Annotated in this window: 20 protein-coding genes and 1 pseudogene; 6 read left to right on the top strand and 15 right to left on the bottom strand. The window is 42.2% G+C overall.

Annotated features, from left to right (window positions below; translation table 11 throughout):
- Window positions 1-894: 894 nt before the first annotated feature.
- Window positions 895-2,103: pseudogene (locus tag ACFIK6_RS03105) on the top strand (bifunctional DNA primase/helicase); the annotation flags it as partial.
- Window positions 2,104-2,143: 40 nt separating this feature from the next.
- On the opposite strand, the gene ACFIK6_RS03100 reads toward ACFIK6_RS03105, so the two are convergent.
- The 5 genes from ACFIK6_RS03100 to ACFIK6_RS03080 all read right to left on the bottom strand — a co-directional run bounded on the left by ACFIK6_RS03100 (window position 2,144) and on the right by ACFIK6_RS03080 (window position 4,926).
- Window positions 2,144-2,623, bottom strand: a complete 480-nt coding sequence (locus ACFIK6_RS03100; RefSeq protein WP_375641744.1) for a hypothetical protein — start codon at window positions 2,621-2,623, stop codon at window positions 2,144-2,146.
- Window positions 2,624-2,933: 310 nt separating this feature from the next.
- Entirely contained in the window at window positions 2,934-3,326 is a 393-nt protein-coding gene (locus tag ACFIK6_RS03095) for a hypothetical protein (RefSeq protein WP_375641743.1), read from the bottom strand.
- Between the two features lie 24 nt (window positions 3,327-3,350).
- On the bottom strand, window positions 3,351-3,977 hold the full coding sequence (locus ACFIK6_RS03090; RefSeq protein WP_375677356.1) for a hypothetical protein: 627 nt from the start codon (window positions 3,975-3,977) through the stop codon (window positions 3,351-3,353).
- A 58-nt stretch (window positions 3,978-4,035) separates the two neighbouring features.
- Window positions 4,036-4,359, bottom strand: a complete 324-nt coding sequence (locus ACFIK6_RS03085; RefSeq protein WP_375677355.1) for a hypothetical protein — start codon at window positions 4,357-4,359, stop codon at window positions 4,036-4,038.
- A gap of 147 nt (window positions 4,360-4,506) precedes the next feature.
- Window positions 4,507-4,926, bottom strand: coding sequence for a hypothetical protein (locus ACFIK6_RS03080; RefSeq protein ID WP_375641740.1), 420 nt, complete (start codon window positions 4,924-4,926; stop codon window positions 4,507-4,509).
- A 237-nt stretch (window positions 4,927-5,163) separates the two neighbouring features.
- On the opposite strand from ACFIK6_RS03080, the gene ACFIK6_RS03075 reads away from it, so the two are divergent.
- The gene (locus tag ACFIK6_RS03075) at window positions 5,164-5,733 is read left to right on the top strand and encodes a hypothetical protein (protein WP_375641739.1); all 570 of its coding nucleotides are present in this window, start codon (window positions 5,164-5,166) and stop codon (window positions 5,731-5,733) included.
- A 1,280-nt stretch (window positions 5,734-7,013) separates the two neighbouring features.
- Here the strand turns inward: ACFIK6_RS03075 and ACFIK6_RS03070 are convergent.
- Window positions 7,014-7,187, bottom strand: a complete 174-nt coding sequence (locus tag ACFIK6_RS03070; protein ID WP_375677354.1) for a hypothetical protein — start codon at window positions 7,185-7,187, stop codon at window positions 7,014-7,016.
- A gap of 1,819 nt (window positions 7,188-9,006) precedes the next feature.
- On the opposite strand from ACFIK6_RS03070, the gene ACFIK6_RS03065 reads away from it, so the two are divergent.
- Window positions 9,007-9,330, top strand: coding sequence for a hypothetical protein (locus ACFIK6_RS03065; protein ID WP_375641738.1), 324 nt, complete (start codon window positions 9,007-9,009; stop codon window positions 9,328-9,330).
- 477 nt (window positions 9,331-9,807) lie between these two features.
- Here ACFIK6_RS03065 and ACFIK6_RS03060 read toward each other — a convergent pair whose 3' ends face one another.
- The 9 genes from ACFIK6_RS03060 to ACFIK6_RS03020 all read right to left on the bottom strand — a co-directional run bounded on the left by ACFIK6_RS03060 (window position 9,808) and on the right by ACFIK6_RS03020 (window position 15,636).
- Window positions 9,808-9,990 (bottom strand): hypothetical protein, encoded by a 183-nt coding sequence (locus tag ACFIK6_RS03060; protein ID WP_375641737.1) that lies wholly within the window; start codon window positions 9,988-9,990, stop codon window positions 9,808-9,810.
- A 605-nt stretch (window positions 9,991-10,595) separates the two neighbouring features.
- Complete coding sequence (locus ACFIK6_RS03055; protein ID WP_375641736.1) at window positions 10,596-11,768, bottom strand: DUF6990 domain-containing protein; 1,173 nt, start codon at window positions 11,766-11,768, stop codon at window positions 10,596-10,598.
- 16 nt (window positions 11,769-11,784) lie between these two features.
- Window positions 11,785-12,156 (bottom strand): hypothetical protein, encoded by a 372-nt coding sequence (locus tag ACFIK6_RS03050; protein ID WP_375641735.1) that lies wholly within the window; start codon window positions 12,154-12,156, stop codon window positions 11,785-11,787.
- 759 nt (window positions 12,157-12,915) lie between these two features.
- On the bottom strand, window positions 12,916-13,092 hold the full coding sequence (locus ACFIK6_RS03045) for a hypothetical protein (RefSeq protein ID WP_375641734.1): 177 nt from the start codon (window positions 13,090-13,092) through the stop codon (window positions 12,916-12,918).
- A gap of 136 nt (window positions 13,093-13,228) precedes the next feature.
- A complete protein-coding gene (locus tag ACFIK6_RS03040) occupies window positions 13,229-13,513 on the bottom strand; it encodes a hypothetical protein (protein WP_375677353.1) in 285 nt (94 codons plus the stop codon).
- A gap of 669 nt (window positions 13,514-14,182) precedes the next feature.
- The gene (locus tag ACFIK6_RS03035) at window positions 14,183-14,716 is read right to left on the bottom strand and encodes a hypothetical protein (protein WP_375641732.1); all 534 of its coding nucleotides are present in this window, start codon (window positions 14,714-14,716) and stop codon (window positions 14,183-14,185) included.
- A gap of 323 nt (window positions 14,717-15,039) precedes the next feature.
- The gene (locus ACFIK6_RS03030) at window positions 15,040-15,213 is read right to left on the bottom strand and encodes a hypothetical protein (protein WP_375641731.1); all 174 of its coding nucleotides are present in this window, start codon (window positions 15,211-15,213) and stop codon (window positions 15,040-15,042) included.
- A gap of 44 nt (window positions 15,214-15,257) precedes the next feature.
- A complete protein-coding gene (locus ACFIK6_RS03025; RefSeq protein ID WP_375677352.1) occupies window positions 15,258-15,395 on the bottom strand; it encodes a hypothetical protein in 138 nt (45 codons plus the stop codon).
- 109 nt (window positions 15,396-15,504) lie between these two features.
- Window positions 15,505-15,636 (bottom strand): hypothetical protein, encoded by a 132-nt coding sequence (locus tag ACFIK6_RS03020; protein ID WP_375677351.1) that lies wholly within the window; start codon window positions 15,634-15,636, stop codon window positions 15,505-15,507.
- 655 nt (window positions 15,637-16,291) lie between these two features.
- Here ACFIK6_RS03020 and ACFIK6_RS03015 point away from each other — a divergent pair.
- The 3 genes from ACFIK6_RS03015 to ACFIK6_RS03005 all read left to right on the top strand — a co-directional run.
- Window positions 16,292-16,855 (top strand): NADPH-dependent FMN reductase, encoded by a 564-nt coding sequence (locus ACFIK6_RS03015; RefSeq protein ID WP_375641729.1) that lies wholly within the window; start codon window positions 16,292-16,294, stop codon window positions 16,853-16,855.
- Between the two features lie 18 nt (window positions 16,856-16,873).
- The gene (locus tag ACFIK6_RS03010; RefSeq protein WP_375641728.1) at window positions 16,874-17,389 is read left to right on the top strand and encodes a short-chain dehydrogenase; all 516 of its coding nucleotides are present in this window, start codon (window positions 16,874-16,876) and stop codon (window positions 17,387-17,389) included.
- Window positions 17,390-18,139: 750 nt separating this feature from the next.
- On the top strand, window positions 18,140-18,526 hold a 387-nt coding region (locus tag ACFIK6_RS03005), incomplete at its 3' end, for a hypothetical protein (RefSeq protein ID WP_375677350.1).

Raw genomic sequence — 18,526 nt, 5'->3', positions numbered from 1 at the left:
CCCCAGCAGGCACCCCAACACACACCCCAGCATGCACCTCAGCACACACCCCAGCAAGCGCCCCAGCACACATCCCAGCAAGCGCCCCAACACACACCCCAGCAAGCGCCCCAGCACACATCCCAGCAAGCGCCCCAACACACACCCTCAACCAACCACACTGCCACGCACATACCTCAACAGGCATCTCAGCACACACCTCAGCACGCACCTCAGCACGCACCTCAGCACACATCTCAGCACACATCTCAGCACACACCCCAACAGGCATCCCAGCACACATCTCAGCACACACCCCAGCACACACCCCAGCACACGCCTCAGCATGCACCTCAGCACACACCCCAGCACACGCCTCAGCATGCACCTCAGCACACACCCCAGCACACACCCCAGCAAGCGCCCCAACACACGCCTCAGCAGGCGACCCAGCACACACCTCAGCAGGCACCTCAGCAGGCGCCCCAGCACACATCTCAGCAGGCACCCCAGCACACACCTCAGCACGCATCTCAGCAGGCACCTCAGCACACATCTCAGCAGGCACCCCAACACACACCCCAGCAGGCGCCCCAACAGGCATCCCAGCACACACCTCAGCACACACCTCAGCAGGCATCTCAGCACACACCTCAGCAGGCGCCCCAGCACACACCCCAGCAGGCATCTCAGCACGCATCTCAGCAGGCACCCCAGCACACACCCCAGCACACACCCCAGCAGGCATCTCAGCACACACCTCAGCAGGCGCCTCAGCATGCACCTCAGCACGCATCTCAGCAGGCACCTCAGCACACATCTCAGCAGGCACCCCAGCACACACCTCAGCAGGCGCCCCAGCAGGCATCCCAGCAGGCGCCCTTAATGGAGAGCGCGCCATTCCCCACGCTTTCTTCAACAAACCGTACAATTGTTATCACTGAAGGAGAAATTGATGCGCTATCCTTAGCCGCCTATGGATATCCGGCGGTTTCTGTTCCCTTTGGGGGAGGAAGTGGAGGCAAACACAACTGGATTGAAAATGAATTTGATCATTTAGAATCTTTTGAAACGATTTTTTTAGCCACCGATATGGACCAGCCCGGAGAAGAAGCAGCCCGTGAAATTGCCAGCAGGCTTGGGCGTCACCGTTGCTACCGTGTACGTTTACCCCGCAAAGATGCCAATGACTGTTTAACCGCAGGGATTGATAGCGCCACCATAAAAGCCGCCTTTTCCTCAGCACAAAGCTTTGCACCAGAAGGTTTACGGCGCGCCTCAGATTATAAAGATCAAGTAATTGGGCTTTTTTGGCCAGAGCCTGAAAAACATCTTGGTTATACGGTTCCCTATCCTAAACTGAAGGACAAATTGCATTTCCGCCCAGCAGAATTAACGCTCTGGAGTGGTGCGAGTGGTGCAGGCAAAAGCCAATTGTTATCAGACTGTATTCCCCATTGGATTGCGCAAAAGAGTCGCCTTTGCTTAGCGTCTCTAGAAATGAAAGGAGAACAATCGCTCCGCCGTTTAACCAAACAAACGGGCGGCTTAGAACAGCCTACAAAAGAGACGATTGAACGGATTCTTCATTTTTTAGACGATGGGCTTATTCTTTATGAACATGTTGGTAAATCAAACGTTGATACCTTGCTGGATGTGTTTGACTATTGCCGCGCGCGCTATGGCTGCGATCAATTTATCATCGACAGTTTGATGCGGCTTGGCATTGCCTCAGATGATTATGCAAAACAAGAACAAGCCGTTTATAAAATGGTTGATTGGGCTGTTTTAAACAGTGTACATATTCACCTTGTAGCCCATGCCCGCAAAGGCGGTCTGGATAAAGATATTCCCAGCACAGAAGACATTAAAGGCGCCTCAGAGATTGGTGCCAATGCCTTTAACATTATCACCATTTGGCGCAATCGGTCATTAGAAGATAAAATCTTTGCCGCCTCTCTAGCACAAGAAAAAGCAGATTTAGCCAAACGCCCCGGCGTCATTATGAATATTGCCAAACAACGTTCTGGTGATTTTGAAGGCAAAGTAGGGCTTTGGTTTGATCCCCAAACCTACCGCTATCGCTGTTCTTTTGAACAATCATTCCCTCGACGTTATCTTTAATGCTCCATAAACCCCACTCTCTTAAAAAACGTCTCCGCCTTCACACGCGCAACACCTTGCTCCCACATAAACAACAGGAAGGATAAATCCACAAATGATAAAAAACACCCAATCCTTCGAGAACCAAAGCCAACCCAACCCCATATTCTCTGTTCCCAAAGGCAAACAAAAAAAGATCGCTCCAACAATGGCGCAAAACACCAACCCCTTCAATAGCCACAAACAACGCATCACCACCCCATCTTGCCGCCGCCTCATATGCAAAATCAAAAACCACTCCAACAGTGCAGCAAAAACGATCCCTATCAAGGACAATAGTCCCCACGGTATGTCCATACTCTCCATCCCCTAAAAGAGCCAAAAAAAGGACGACTCCTAAAATGCCGTAAAACAGCACTTCCTTCAAAAAGAGGGAAATACCACAAATACAATAAAACGTCACCCGCCACCATGGAATATCGAAGCGCTTTGAAATCCTATAAGTACAAATAACGACAACAATAAAAAGGTAGGAAAACACCCCCTACTTTAAGAACCAAGCCCATAGAACACGCGCAGACCTTACACCCTGATAAATCAAAGGAGAAAGAAATCCAACAATAAAGAGAAACACCCTCTCATTCGAGAACCAAAGCCAGCTTAACCCTAGATTCTCTGCTCCCAGACGGGTAAAAACAAGAATTAGTGCCAAAATGCAGAAAAACAGCACAAAATTCAAAGCACGCAACGACCTCTGTAACACCGTATCACTTTGCTCGCGTATAAAGAACCCCAAGAGCACTTTCAACAATACAGACAAGAGCAATCCCTTTAAGAATAGCGCCCTTATGCTATCCATATCTCTGACACCCACAGCAGCAAACCACAGGATAAAGCCCATCATGCAACAAAACATGACCGCCTTTAAGAACACTTGCCAAGCAACAGGCATACTCTTGACGCCCAGATGCACCAAACCCCAGATGCACCAAACCAAGGACAGTTGCAAAAATGCAAGAAAACACCGCCCCCTTCAAGAGCAGCTCCCCGTCAACAGCGCGCCTGCCCACGCCCACATAAACAAAACCAAGGTAGGAGGCAACAACGCCATAAAACACCACCCATCTCCAAAACACCCACTCTGTAACAGAGCGACGCTTTGCTCCCTTATAAATAAAAATCAAAGCCAGAGCAAAAAAGCAGAAAAACCCCAACAACAGCCAAAACATCACATCGTTCGACATCAAATACCCCTCACAGAAAGAACATCAAAGACCACGCCCGTGGAAAAGAAAAATGCTCATTCTTTTTAAGCCCCACCCCAACAGAACACGCATACACCTTACCCCCTCCAGAGCAAAAAGAGGAACAAGTCCAATAGTGCCCAGAAACACCCCATTGTTCGAGATCACAAACCAGCGAACCCCCATATGCTTAGCGCCCACATGCGCCAACCCAACAACAGCTCCAACAACGCAGGAAAACACCAGAAACTTCAAAAAAGACACCCCACGCGATATCCCCTTACCCCGCATCCTCATAAGCAAAACCAAGGACAGCTCTAGCAATGCAACAAACACCGCTCCTATCACTAAAAACTCCCACGATATATCAAAACGCTTTACTCCCTTATAAGCAAAGCCAAGAACCACGACAGCAATGGTGCAAAACACCACAGCCTTCAAACACACGCCCCACGATACAGTCCTACGGTCTGCTCCCACAACAATAAAACAAAGGGTCGCTCCAGCAATGCAAGAAAGCTCCACCCCCTGCCAAAACACCTCCCACGTCATAACCGGCCGCCCCGCATCCTCATAAGCAAAACCAAGGACCAAGCCAAAAATGCAGAAAAACGCCAGTCCCTTCAAAAACATATCCCGCGTAACCACCATCCGCCCCGCTCCTTTATTAAGTAAAAATCAGAGACCATGCCAAAAATGCAGCAAAAGATCAATCCTTTTCAAAGAATGAAAGCCTAAACCCAAAACGCTTTGCCCCACGATAAATAAGACCAATGATAAGACCAAAGACAACGCCAAAAAGAATGTGAAAGCCCCAACTGTTTGAGAACCACACCCAAGTCAAACCAAAATGCTTGGCTTGCGCATAAACAAACTTAGAGGTCACGCCAACAAAGAATACAAGCACCCCACCCTTAAAAAAGTCCTTCCTTGTAAACCCGAAAAACCTTATTCCCGCATAAATAGAAACAAAGGCGAGAGCCAAAGGACAGAAAAATGCCAACCACGGCACAACCATCACATCGTTCGACATCAAATACCCCTCACAGCAGTAAAATTAAAGGTCACGCCCATCATGCAAAACACCAGCCCCTTCAAAAACATGTCCCACGTAACCACCATACGCCCCGCTCCTTTATTAAGCAAAAATCAGAGACCATGCCAAAAATGCAGCAAAAGATCAATCCTTTTCAAAGAATGAAAGCCTAAACCCAAGACGCTTTGCCCCTAAACCAATAAGCCCAATGATAAGACCAAAGACAACGCCAAAAAGAATGTGAAAGCCCCAACTGTTTGAGAACCACACCTGAGCCAAACCAAAATGCTCGGCTTGCTTATAAATAAAATCAGTGACAGCAGCCAAAATGAAGCTCAACAACACCATCTTGAAGAACAAACCCTTTTTTACACCACGCCGCTGCATGACTTCATAACCAAACATAAGGAAAATGCCGGGAGTGCCATAAAATACCACAGCCCGTAAAAATACTCCCCACGTCATCCCCAACGCCTTCATTTCCATATAAACAGACACAAAGACAACAACCACAATGCAGAAAAATACCAGTCTTTTCAAAGACAAAACACCGCGCAACATCATTCCACTTCCCCCTCAAGCCATTCAAGGATAATCCACCTTGTAACAAAACACCCCTCCTTTCAAGAGCCAAGTCCATGGGGCTCCCCCCACACAAAGCGCAACAGTCCAAGTCGCCCCCAAGAACGCATACCCACACGCACACTCCAACACATGTCTTCCTCTCATCCCCCTCTTTTGCCTAAAGCAAGCAACATTTTTTAAAAACGAGAAGCAAACGATAATTTTTAAGGAGATGCTATGACCCATCACGAGAAAAAAAATACGCAAACCTGCCCTCTTGATCATCAAAATCAAGGAAAGCACATTGGTCATTTAAAGACGCAAGAAATTGCTGTTGAAACGCATAATCCTTATTTTCAACCCCATCATCCAGAAAGTTCCAGCAACCCGCGTACCATCAATGCCATTGCCAATGCACAAAGCAGTCCCATTGCACTTTTATATGCGAAAGGACATCTCAGCAAACCCCAATATAAAGCGGCAGAACGTTTTTATTTTTACTGGCGTCAAAGCCAAGCCGATCTCCACATGAGCCTTGACTATACCCGTGAAAAGGTTTCCTGTAGCCAAGGGTACACACACCCCATTGAACGTCAAATAGAAGCCTCCAATCATTTAAAAACAATCAAAGTACAACTTGGTATTCTTGGCTATTCACTGCTTGAACGCGTTATCGGCCATGGACAAGCAATCAAAGAATTAAGTTCTTCAAAACGCAAACAAAATTCCCTTGCCGATCATTTACGAGATTGTTTAGACTTGCTCGCATTTCATTGGGGATATGCAAACCATAAACATTCTGAATAATCCCCTCCTCACCATTTTAAGCTGCCCCCTATGTTGCCCACCCTCTCTAAAGCCCCCCAACCACACGGGCTCAACCATCGAGCAGCTTCCCCACCCACCTTTTCTATCACCCCACACCCAAAAGGACAATACTTCCCCCCACACACACTTAAGATATACTTCGCAACCTTAAGAACAAAAATCCTTCCCCCGCATCAATCTTGTCATCATGAGATACTCTTTATTCATTTTTATTGAAGAATAAGTTTTGTTCAAGACGCATGCATACATCATAACATCTTTAAATATAGTTTAATTAATATCGAGTATCAAAATAAATATTCAATTGAAAAAAGTATTCATTAACTTTAAATACAAAATAACAAAATTTTCTTTTGTAAAAGTATTTTTTATATTGATATCTTTTCAATTCTCTGCTAGTTATAGTGTAGTAGGCTTTTTAAATATGGATTTGTATATTTAATACAGCCTTTTAAATTTATTTTTTATATGTCCTACTCATCAATGTTAAAATTCTCCTGCTTTTAGTCCTCTGATTACAATGGAGGACTTTTTTTTATGACTGTACTTTTTTTATGACTGTATTGTCTTCAATCACTCTCTTACGAGCTTTGTTATATTCCTCCATAAGATCTCCCCGAAAAATAGATCATTCTTTTGTCAAATTGGCTTTCCGTTCCCTCCTCAAGGAACAAAGATTTAACCCAAATCTGATCGACAAACAGCTTGGATACACGTCACTTTGGGCTTTCCATTCACTCTTTGTTTTCTATTTAGGGGTTTTCAGTTAAACTCAAGGCGCAATACGAGCAAGCTCTGTCCTAAAGATCCACCCCACCCTTAAAAAAACACTTAAAACATATCCAAAGCGCCGGCTTGCTTCATATCAGCAAACCTCAAATGACAATGTTTTACGCCATAACAGAATGACTTATATTTGATGACTTTCTTTATCCTATACCCCACCAAATCCTATACCCCACCAACCGCTTGATGTATCACGACAACATATTGATTTATAATTATCATCGCCCGTTATTCATATTAAAATTAAGAGACCCGAGTATCATAGGGATTCTCTCATTTCGAATTTATTTCATGTTGCATCAATCAACAGCATATCTTTTACACGTTACAAACCTGTCTTTTCCACGTTACAAACATGAGAGACATATGAAATAACACACTTCGAAGATTTCGAATATAAAGAATCAAAATGCCTCCTATGAACAGGCTCAAGAGTCAAAAGCTGTTATCCCATGCTGTTATCCCATGCGGCGCTAAACATAGTATGATAGTGCTGGCTTTCCCCTTATGCGTTTTGAAAAAGGGCTGATCCACTTCACAAGAGATTTCTCCATTACCCCATTCACCAACACCCCATTCACCAACACCCCATTCACCAACACCCCATTCACCAACACCCCATTCACCAACACCCCATTCTCCAACACTCCATTCTCCAACAACCCCTATTCTCCAACAACATTGTGATGATAAGACAACATGATGTTTTTAAAACAAGGACGTAAATGTGCAACACAAGTATATTCTGTTTGAAACATTTGGTTTTACGCGACTCACGTAAAACCCCATGAGAAAATGAAATCCCCACGAGAAAAATCTAAAGCATCGAGGATAAAAACATGAAGCAAGCGTGATTCCATTCCGCTATTGCTCTTTAACTGTCAAACCAAATAAAAAAAATAAATCCGGCCAAATAAAAAATAAATCCGAAAAGACGGAGTTTTATCTATAGCACTTCATATTCTTCTCAAATATGTTCATCTTCCTCCCTTAAGAGATAAACTAAAAATATACACAACATCTCTCCTAACCTCCCCATTTTCCAACATTCCTCAAGAATCAAAAGTTACACTGCTCATTTTGTCATCTTATTTTGTCATATTATAAAGCACTATTCTTGGCGGTGTTGAGACAGTTAAAATAATTGAAATGTTTAGCCACCGCCATTAGCGAAGCTAAAAAACAAACTGTTGAAAAGCCGTGCAAATCTTGTGTAAACACAAAAAAAACAAAAAAAAGGCACAAAAATATCTTAATTTTTATAAAAATACCCAGCGTCTTTTACGATTGTATTGACGAACAACCCTGATCACATAATCATCTTAAATATTGAGAATAAAAAATGAATAGCCCTCACAAATACAGCAACCTACCAATATAAAATATAAAAACAAATCTTTTGGTTATCTCTGTTTCTTATAGAATATACCTTTCCCTATGGATGTACTCTAGCCTCCAAAGAGTGCATTCAATCCATGGAAAGGATGCACTCCGCGCCTTAAAAAAGAGTGCACCCTTCCCCTCAAACGGATACCGCCAAACCCTCATCAAGCAGTATCCAAACTGTAGAGGGTGCACTCAAAGCCCTTAAAAAAGAGTGCACCCTTCCCCTCAAACGGATACTGCCAAACCCTCAAGCAGTATCCAAACTGTAGAGGATGCACTCCGCCTTCAAAAGAGTGCACCCTTCCCCTCAACGGATACTGTCAAACCCTCATCAAGCAGTATCCAAACTGTAGAGGGTGCACTCCAGCCCTCAAAAAGAGTGCACCCTTCCCCTCAAACGGATACTGCCAAACCCTCAATAAAGGCAGTATCCAAACTGTAGAGGATGCACTCAAAGCCCTCAAATAGAGTGCACCCTTCCCCTCAACGGATACTGCCAAACCCTCAAAGGCAAGTATCCAAACTGTAGAGGATGCACTCCGCCTTCAAAAAGAGTGCACCCTTCCCCTCAACGGATACTGCCGAACCCTCAAAGGCAAGTATCCAAACTGTAGAGGATGCACTCCAGCCCTCAAATAGAGTGCACCCTTCCCCTCAAACGGATACCGCCGAACCCTCAAAGGCAAGTATCCAAACTGTAGAGGATGCACTCCGCGCCTTAAAAAAGAGTACACCCTTCCCTTCTCGGGTTTTAATCAACTTTCATCGCATCTCATTTTTATGAACCCTCATTTTTATGAATCCTTGGTCAAAAGCACAAAAGAGAAGTTTGCTAGCAACTATTGTATCACCCACCTTATGGGCTTCCACTTGCCTACAGAGCTTTCAAACTTTTTTACGCCTTCATAAAATCGAATCTGAAAGAATTCATTAAGGCAATTAAGGGTAAATTTTGTCAAAATATAGACAAACTTTATTCTTTTTTGTGATTGTTGTATTTTTACTATAGTTATTTAAATCGAATTTATATATGATACGTATCGATATTTATTTATCGAAATAAATATAGGAGAAAAAACTATGAATATCAGATATTTTTTCATAGCGGGGGCGATTACAAGTGGTTTAGCTCTCGCGATTCAAAAATCTGATCGTATAGTCAATAAAGAACCCTCTCCTATTGTTGCACCTTATACTATTGAGAAAACAAATTTACAGTTTGTTAAACAAGTAAGGGACACATCGGATACATTGAATATACTGAAAGTCAGTAATAGAAGCGCCTCAGAACAAGCATCAATAAACGATATATACGAGAAAGGAAAAAGTTTATTGAATGCAATAGCTGGTTTTTTAGGATCCATTATTATATATTTTATACAACTTGTTTCCACTAGAGTATAAGATACAAAAAGTTCTTAAAATAAGGTTATATACATTTTGTGTATATTGTAAAATTTAAATAAAAAGGCCCTTTTTAAATGGGGCCTTTTTAGTTTAACTGTTCCGATGTTTTAATTTAATTTTTCCAGTGTTTTAATTTAATTTTTCCAGTGTTTTAATTTAATTTTTCCAGTGTTTTAATTTAATTTTTATTGTGTTTTTATTTTTATTGGCTAAATACCACCGCCTTCAAAATGACATTTTTACCCTTCCTCACATCTCAAATGACAAAGGCTCTCCTCTTAAGCTCACCCCAAAGGCATTCTCCTTAAGCTCCTCCCCATAGTGCTTTAGTCGACGGATCTTCCCCATAAGTGCTTTAGTCAATGAGACTCCACAGTCCTTTTGTTCTTCCAAAAAATTCTCCTATTTTCAAGAAAATCACCCTGCAGCCCCACTTCAATAGGATTCATTTCAAAGCTTGAATGAACAAGGCACCTAAAATACGAAAACAACCCATATACCGCGACCACCTGCTCCCAAAGCCGTTCCTTCCTCACATTTCAAACAATGAAGTAAATCACAAGCGCTCACCCTAGGCTCTAAATCCCACGGGCTCTTATTCCCTTTAATCAATAATGGTCCATAATCGGCTTTTCTTCCACTCAATGTTATCCTCAACACGGCTCCTTAGAGCAATATTTACAGACACCCCATGAAAGAGCACCAAAACATCTCAAAGGCAAAAGAGCTTAACACTGCCAAAAATGACATTTTTACCCTTCCTCACACCTCAAATGACAAAGGCTCTTCTCTTAAGCTCGCCCCTCATAGTGCTTTAGTCAACAAACCTTTCCCATAAGCGCTTTAGTCAATGGTCTTCCCCATAGCGCTTGAATAAGCTTAATGGACCTTCTCTATAGTGCTTGAATAAGCGATAATTCATGAATATTTTCTAACAAAAAAGGAACCGTCTTTAAAAAGATAGCAGTATTTATAGTCGATTTTTCTCCGTTCTATCAAACTGATGTAAATATGATCATTTCTGATTAAATATACTGTTGATTTCCTGCTTCTTCGAGGCTGGTTTCACCAAAGTCACAGGACATTGGCCAGAACCCTATTTTTGAAGATCAAGCCCTTTTCAATCTATTTTTTTAAATCTTGGCTATTATTCTTGATTTTTCGAGCACTTTATTTTGCTCTGGTGTGAAAGGTGTGAAAGCGCCTCAATCATAGTGCTTTCACATCTTTCAAATAAGGGGGGGCTTCAACAGGAGAGTAAACTAATCAATTTTTATATCCATAAATGCGATTTTACCATCTTTGATATAAGTAATATCAGGAGCATGTTTTACCCCCTCTGCTTCAAGCGCGACGAGCGGTTCATCACTCACAATATATCCTTGTTCCCTTAATTCTTGTTTTTTCTCCTCGACTATTTTTTTATGAAAATCTCGTTTTTGATTACACGTATTAGGAGATCTCACTCTGAAAAGCTGATAGTCTATGGCTATAGACCACTTCTCAGCAACCCGTTCCAGCAGATCGTAACTGAAATTTCCTGCCCCTTTCACTTCTTGAGCGATCTCTATCGCGCGTTCCAAATGAACTTTTTCAATGGTTTCATCAAAGCCAAGCTTCTCCCCTGCCGTAAAACTTTCATCATAAGAAGCTAAAGTCTCAACATCGCCCAGCAAGGCAAGAGCAGCAAGATGCAGCAAAGCATAAGGTGCAAACTCCACGTCCTCTACGTCATCATCCGATGTCCAAGATAAAGAGTCTTTTTCCCAAGGGGGAAGACTATATTGAGAGCGAAACATTTCATGCAAAGAATCATCTTCCATTGTCCATTTTAAAGTTTTATTGAGTGCTTTCTTTAAACGCTTGGCACTCACTTTTTCTTCAAAAATTTCCAATCCATTGGATACAAAATTCATAAATACCGTTGGCAAAACCCCAGAATTATGAGGATTAATCGTCTGACAAGCCGCAGCAAAAATACCGCTCATAATTAAAAGTCCGCGATCAAAAGGCGAAAATTCTTCCACTGGTTTCTCGTTATAGAGAAACTGCACTTCGCGATCTGGTAAAAAGAAGGTTGCCAAATAATCTCCTTTGCCCTCGATTTCCACCGACCATCCCAAGCTTTTTAAAAGCCCTGTTGCACTTTCTATCGTGAGAATTTCATCATCATCATAATCAACAGAGAACTCTTTTTCCTTTAGTTGCAAACGCCTCTCCTGCACCACGGCTTCATCTTTCCAAAACTGCTGCGTTGCAAGATCATTTTCTTTAAGCACTCTTTCCAGCTCTCTTTTCACTTGGAAATTCATTTTCATCCGTTTAAAGACAGAGATATAAAGAGCCAAAATAAGCATGATAATGATCATGAAAATAGCAATAAATACCCAGAACTCAGGATCTAATAGAAGTACTGCTATAGGACCACTGTTCATTTTTCCCTCTCAGTCTTTAAAAAAGCCCGTGCGACAGAGAGCTTATATGCTCTCGTACAGAGATTGCTTCTTCTAGTTTCTGAATATTTTTTCGCAACTCACACGTCACTTTGGTGCGAAGCCGTAACATAACGGGAATAAAAATAATGGCACAGACCGTTATGACGAGAGTCGTTTTAAAGAGAACGGCATGCACAACATATTGCCATCCTGTCAGCTGCCAATTTAATACACCTGGTATTTCTAGAACCATTCTCCACATGATAATGACAACAGCAATAGCAAAGATAATTTTATAATCCTTTGCTGAAAGCAACGCTTGCTGAAGCGAAAAAGAATGCGCTCCTTTATGCGCTTCTTGCTCTGATGTCCAATTTTGCTTCTTCATGTATTCCCCTCTCACTCGTTGAAAAAGCCCGTGCAATAGAGATCTTGTTTGCTCTCACACAGAGATTGCCTCTTCTCGTTTCTGGATTTTTTTCCAATTTACGCATTATGATGATGCGAAACCGAAATATCACCGGAACCAAGAAAAGTACACAGACCATTATGGTTTGCGTCATAATAAAAATAATAATATTCGTGGTATTGTGCTACCCTCTTACCTTCCTCACACCTCAAACAGTGAAGATTTTCAAACCGCACCAAATAGTCACAATTCAGCTTTTTCTGCAAGAAAATTCTCCTATTTTTAAGAAAATGACCCTGCAGCCCCTACGTCATCGGATTTACTTCCAAATATCCATGAAGCAGACTTGAAAAACACAAAATACCATAAATTTTTGTATCAATATCACCATACTAAAACGCTGTTGAGGCTTAGCAAGTGCTGCTTAATTGGCAAAGACTGCTTAAAAAGACAAAAAAACATCTCAAAGGTAAAAGAGCTTAACACTGCCAAAAATGACATTTTCACCCTTCCTCACATCTCAAATGACAAAGGCTCTCCTCTTAAGCTCACCCCAAAGGCATTCTCCTTAAGCTCCTCCCCATAGTGCTTTAGTCGACGGATCTTCCCCATAAGTGCTTTAGTCAATGAGACTCCACAGTCCTTTTGTTCTTCCAAAAAATTCTCCTATTTTCAAGAAAATCACCCTGCAGCCCCACTTCAATAGGATTCATTTCAAAGCTTGAATGAACAAGGCACCTAAAATACGAAAACAACCCATATACCGCGACCACCTGCTCCCAAAGCCGTTCCTTCCTCACATTTCAAACAATGAAGTAAATCACAAGCGCTCACCCTAGGCTCTAAATCCCACGGGCTCTTATTCCCTTTAATCAATAATGGTCCATAATCGGCTTTTCTTCCACTCAATGTCATCCTCAACACGGCTCCTTAGAGCAATATTTACGGATAACCCATGAAAGAGCACCAAAAAATATCAGAGGCAAAATGGTATAGAGAGCAATCCCTATAAATGTTGAATTTCTCATAATTTCTTCATTATTTTTCCCTCTCATGACTTCTCAAACGCTGTATCCTGTTCTTGCAAGACGTTTTTAAGTTCTTTTCTTAAACAGCGATACGTTCTCACCTGCTTAAAGACACCATAATAAAGTTCCAAAAACATCATGGGAATACAAGCAACCCACAGCGTTACGAACGTAAGCACGATAACAAATATCATGACAAGAATATCGTCCATTTTCCAGTTCACACTTTCTTTATACCGATCCTTTTGATCGGTTATTTTACTCCGTTGCTGGTTTATTCCTTTCAATTTCCGAATATTTTTTACCAACAAAAACCACAATATGATGCCGAGTATCAATATAACTGGGAACAAGACCAAAACACACACTATAATAACTTTCCAAAACGCATACAAAGAGAGAAAAAGAGGTGTATCCCACCACCCTGTCCGTTCTCCATTGCTACCCAAGGATAGGAGAAAGAAAATCTTGTTCCACAGCTCAAGAGAGAAAATGTTGTACTCTTTGCTATCCAAGGATGAGAGAGAGAGAATCCTGTTCCACAGCTCAAGAAAGAAAATCCTGTTCCATAGCTCAATAATGAGTGAGAGAAAACAAATGACAACACGCTCTCGCATAGAAAAAACACTTTTTTCGAAAAAATGGCGTAGTTCATTATAAAATGCTGAATTTTTCCCCTTCATTGCTCTTCCTTTTTTTTTATGAAAATGCATTTTTTATCTCATGCCCGCCCTTTTAAGAACCACTAAAAGTGCGATGTATGGCGCTTGCCTTATTTTCAACAAAAACCCAAACTTTCTAAAAGCGCGGTTGCTCTTCCAAATGATGAAGAGCAGCCTCCTCATTACAAACGAAAATAAGCTCTCCTCTTTGCCTGATGATTTTCCAACCATTCAGCCCCTCTTCTCTATGTCACGAGCTTCCAAACATTGCCTCTTCCCCCTCACGATAGCTACAACAGTGCCTTGTCACTCTCTTTATCTTACGCGTTTTAATGCCCGTCTCACTTTACGATACGTTCTCACCTGCTTGAAAACAAAATAGTAAAATTCTAAAATGAGCATGACAACACCCGCAGGAAAAAAGACGTCTAGCAGAAATATCAACCAAAAGTATACGATAAAAAAACGGCTTATTTTTTCTCTATCCTTTTTTGACGGATTATTTTGTTGATCGGTTGTGTGACCCCGTTGCTGGATAGCCTCTTTTAACTGCTGAATCTTTTTTTTCAACAAATACGTTAAGATGAGATAAAGCACCAATAAAACAGGCATCAAGGCAACAACACACACCATGATGACTTCACGCAGCACAAAGAGCGCTAAAAGAGTGCTATCCTGCGATACACTCAACGACCACTTGGATTCTAAGGGGATCAAAAGAGCTTTATGACCTATCCCAATAAGGATAGAAATAAGAAAAATAATAATATGATCTTTATAAGAACGAAATGATTTTCCAAAAACAACAGAGCACCGTTTGTTATAAAATGTGGAATTTTCCCCCTTCATTTGCTCTTCCCTTTTATACAACTGTTTGTCCTTGGCTTTTATAAGGACACAAACAATCTCTCAAGTAAAATTCCGTCCATTATCGTCAGACAGAATACCGAAGAGAACACTCGTATTGTATATTTATATTGCCAATACTTTTGCCAATTCACGTGCTTGTTTTAAAGAAACACCTCTCAACACTTCTAAACCAACGCGCCTCCACCCCATTTCATGAACAACACCCATGAAGGGGATAACAATAGCGCCCCCATGAATATATCCCCCTTACTATAAACTCTATCACCACCATTGTTTCAATAAAAAGTATAACCCAGCACCATTCACATGCGCCGCCCACCGCCTCTACGGTACCCATACCCTCCCCTTGCGATAAGCCATACTCGTTCCCCTACGATTGACCCATTTACCCTAGGCGCACGGCTCCTACAACAAAACCTGCCCCCTACAACAGCCATACCCGCGCGCCCTACAACAGCCATATCTAGCTTCGACAACAACCCCTATCTCTTGAAAAGATCGAAGCATTTTTATTCTTTTCTTATATAAACTCTATCACCCCTATTGTTTCAATAAAAAGCATAACCCAGCACCATTCACATGCGCCGCCCACTACCCCTACAACAACCATACCGCGCGCCCTTACAACAGCCATACCCCGCGCCCTTACAACCACCATACCCGCACGCCCTACAAACAGCCATACCCGCGCGCCCTACAAACAGCCATACCGCTACCCCCCTTACAACCACCATACCCGCGCCCTACAACAACCTTACCGCTGCGCCCTACAACAACCTTACCGCTACCCCCTTACAACCACCATACCCGCGCCCTACAACAACCTTACCGCTGCGCCCTACAACAGCCATACCGCTGCGCCCTACAACAACCTTACCGCTACCCCTTACAACCACCATACCCGCGCCCTACAACAACCTTACCGCTACCCCCTTACAACCACCATACCACTCCCCTACAACAACCTTACCCACTTGCCCCCTTACAACAGCCATACCTAGCTTCTACGATAGCCCTTATCCCTTGAAAAGATAGAAACATTTTTATTCTTTTCTCAATTTTTTTCCGCCCCCTTGTTTTCCGCCCCCCCACTTTAGACATAAAAAAAGTCACTTCCATTGATGTGCAAATGATCGCGCAATAAGAGCATTTGAAATGAGAAAATCTTACAACTCTCTTATTCCAATTAAAAAGGATCAATAATCATTCAAAATATATAAATCAAAATATGACGATATCTTCCATTTTTCATTGGGGATCTTGCAAGCCAATCGCTTAGAATATACTCATAAAAGCGCTTCTAACACAGCGAGACAGCCACTATTTTAAAGATCACGCGTTTTAATATTAATGAAAGCACTGACATTCGCTTGCAAGTTTGAGATGTGGTTTTGAGGTGTTGTTTTGTCAACAATCTTGTTAGCATGACTTGATTCTATGACCATGCGGTATCATCACAACTGCTCTTTATGGACAGCATAATGGTATGCGTCATTTTACTTACAATTCTTTATAAGCCTTGCATAAGACTTATCGTGAAAAAGGAGAATCCTGTTGAATATAGCAATTATTTTGGGGTCTGTGCGTCAACCTTCATTAACACGAACTTTAGCCAGTTATTTAGCAGATTGCCTCATGAAGCGGGGTGCATCACTTCATTGGGTTGATTTGCGTGAACAGCCCTTACCGATGACAGATCCAGATTATCATCAGCAGGTAGAGGCTAATCCAAGTGCTGCGGTTCGCCAGTTTGTAAAAACCATTGCAGCGGCTGATGGCGTTATTCTAGCAAGCCCCGTTTATCAAGGGTCTTATTCGGGTGTTTTAAAAAATGCTCTTGATAATTTGAGCTATAATGCCTTTTTAAATAAACCAGTTGGGCTTATCTCTCATGGGAGTACTGCCAAAAAATGTGCACAACCGTGTGAGCATTTATTGCCGGTGGTGCGCACGCTTTATGGTTATGCACTCCAATGTCAAATCGCCTCTTCCACTGAAGATTTTTCCTCCGATGATGAAGGTCGTACTTGGAAAGTTATAAGTGAAGAGATACAAACACGTTGTGAAAGGCTTGCTGATGAAATGTACACATTTTTAAAGCAACGCGGTGTGATTTAAAGCAACAAGGGAGGGAGCATGAAAAAAAAGAATGCGCACTATCGTTATTTAGTGGTAGGGGGGACAGGGATGCTTTCCCCTTTGTGTCAATCATTAGAGCCGCGAGAAGTGATTATTGCTGCACGCTTTCTTTCCCATAAAGTCCAGCTTGAGGCATTGCAAAAACAGCATATGTGCATGCCATTGGATTATGATTGTGCAGCATCAAAGGCACAATTTTTAGAAGCTGTGAAGCAATGGCATGATCTAAAATATTGCATATTATGGATTCATTCACCCGCCCATGCATTTTCTTGCGCATTAATTGAACGATTGGCTCTTTTGCCTAAACCACCATGTATTCTTCATATTTTTGGTTCCAACACGCATGATCAAATGATTATCGATTGCGCACGCAAAAACAAGGTTGATTTTATCCCCATTCAATTAGGACAAAAAACAACGCCAAAAGGTTCACGATGGCTAACCCACCAAGAGATAAGCCAACAAGTCCTAGATGCCATAAAAAACCATATGAATAAACAAAACTTATGATCAATACCTAGGCTTTGCCAAGAAGCCGTGCCCCCTCCAATCTCTACCCATACTCGAAACACCCTCTTGAATAGCCCATACTCTCTAAAATCATAGGCTTTGAGAACAAACAATCCCCCTCCCTTACACCTCTAAACAGCATGCCTATATCAACAGCTCCAGAACCAAACGATTTCTAACCCTTCTCACACGGACTTATCCCCCTCTCACAGTTTATGATCTTCACATGTCTTATCCCCCCCTCTCACGCAACTTATAAAGCATAATCTTATGGGGCGTTATCTTATGGAGCGTTATGGCATAAAACTTAAAACAGCAAATTGTGTTTAGAATTTTTGTCTATTTTAAAACTGACCTTTCTCCCCACACCTCAAAGAACGACAGTTTCTACGGAACAATGGTTTCTACAAAACGTAAGATTCCCACGAAAATCTTCTCTTTCAACAGTCCAAATTTTAGCGGGTTTGAGTTGACTTCCCGCCCATAGTCTTCCCTTAATACTTATACCAGACAAGCTTTTTTTAAAGAAATTTCAACGTCCTCCTTAAAAAAACACTTCAACATACTTCGCCCCCCTTTACCCCAACCGCGCCCAAAACCCTCACGGCTTTTCACCAACCACAAATCCCAGACATTACAGTTCCACGTTTTTACGATTTTGCAAATTCACAGAAAACAAGCAAACTTCCGATAAACCGCCCCATTGAAATCTATCACAAATCTATCACTGACCTATCACCAGCCTATTACTTGCCTATTAATGAGCATCAGCCCTTTTCACCCAACACCCTCCATTCCCCCATTCCAATTTTGACGCATTTTACAATCCAGCCCCTCCATTGGCACCCTCTTTACCCCAAGCACCTCAAAACCCTCACGGCTCTTCACCAACCACAAATCCCAGCAATTACAGTTCCACGTTTTTACGATTTTGCAAATTCACAGAAAACAAGCAAACTTCCGATAAACCGCCCCATTGAAATCTATCACAAATCTATCACTGACCTATCACCAGCCTATTACTTGCCTATTAATGAGCATCAGCCCTTTTCACCCAACACCCTCCATTCCCCCATTCCAATTTTGACGCATTTTACAATCCAGCCCCTCCATTGGCACCCTCTTCACCTCCACCGC

The organism is Bartonella sp. AS69XJJH (assembly GCF_042195585.1).
GTDB lineage: Bacteria > Pseudomonadota > Alphaproteobacteria > Rhizobiales > Rhizobiaceae > Bartonella.
Note: the sequence above shows the minus strand (reverse complement) of the source record. Positions and strands in the feature narration are given on the sequence as shown.

Excerpts from the sequence above, each read along its gene's own strand:
- ACFIK6_RS03075 (WP_375641739.1), top strand. The coding sequence starts at position 5,164 with ATGACCCATCACGAGAAAAAAAATACGCAAACCTGCCCTCTTGATCAT.
- ACFIK6_RS03050 (WP_375641735.1), bottom strand. The coding sequence starts at position 12,156 with ATGAAGAAGCAAAATTGGACATCAGAGCAAGAAGCGCATAAAGGAGCG.
- ACFIK6_RS03055 (WP_375641736.1), bottom strand. The coding sequence starts at position 11,768 with ATGAACAGTGGTCCTATAGCAGTACTTCTATTAGATCCTGAGTTCTGG.
- ACFIK6_RS03020 (WP_375677351.1), bottom strand. The coding sequence starts at position 15,636 with ATGGTGGTTGTAAGGGGTAGCGGTAAGGTTGTTGTAGGGCGCAGCGGT.
- ACFIK6_RS03090 (WP_375677356.1), bottom strand. The coding sequence starts at position 3,977 with ATGGTGGTTACGCGGGATATGTTTTTGAAGGGACTGGCGTTTTTCTGC.
- ACFIK6_RS03085 (WP_375677355.1), bottom strand. The coding sequence starts at position 4,359 with ATGTCGAACGATGTGATGGTTGTGCCGTGGTTGGCATTTTTCTGTCCT.
- ACFIK6_RS03080 (WP_375641740.1), bottom strand. The coding sequence starts at position 4,926 with ATGATGTTGCGCGGTGTTTTGTCTTTGAAAAGACTGGTATTTTTCTGC.
- ACFIK6_RS03065 (WP_375641738.1), top strand. The coding sequence starts at position 9,007 with ATGAATATCAGATATTTTTTCATAGCGGGGGCGATTACAAGTGGTTTA.
- ACFIK6_RS03095 (WP_375641743.1), bottom strand. The coding sequence starts at position 3,326 with ATGTCGAACGATGTGATGTTTTGGCTGTTGTTGGGGTTTTTCTGCTTT.
- ACFIK6_RS03010 (WP_375641728.1), top strand. The coding sequence starts at position 16,874 with ATGAAAAAAAAGAATGCGCACTATCGTTATTTAGTGGTAGGGGGGACA.
- ACFIK6_RS03025 (WP_375677352.1), bottom strand. The coding sequence starts at position 15,395 with ATGGTGGTTGTAAGGGCGCGGGGTATGGCTGTTGTAAGGGCGCGCGGT.
- ACFIK6_RS03045 (WP_375641734.1), bottom strand. The coding sequence starts at position 13,092 with ATGACATTGAGTGGAAGAAAAGCCGATTATGGACCATTATTGATTAAA.
- ACFIK6_RS03035 (WP_375641732.1), bottom strand. The coding sequence starts at position 14,716 with ATGAAGGGGGAAAATTCCACATTTTATAACAAACGGTGCTCTGTTGTT.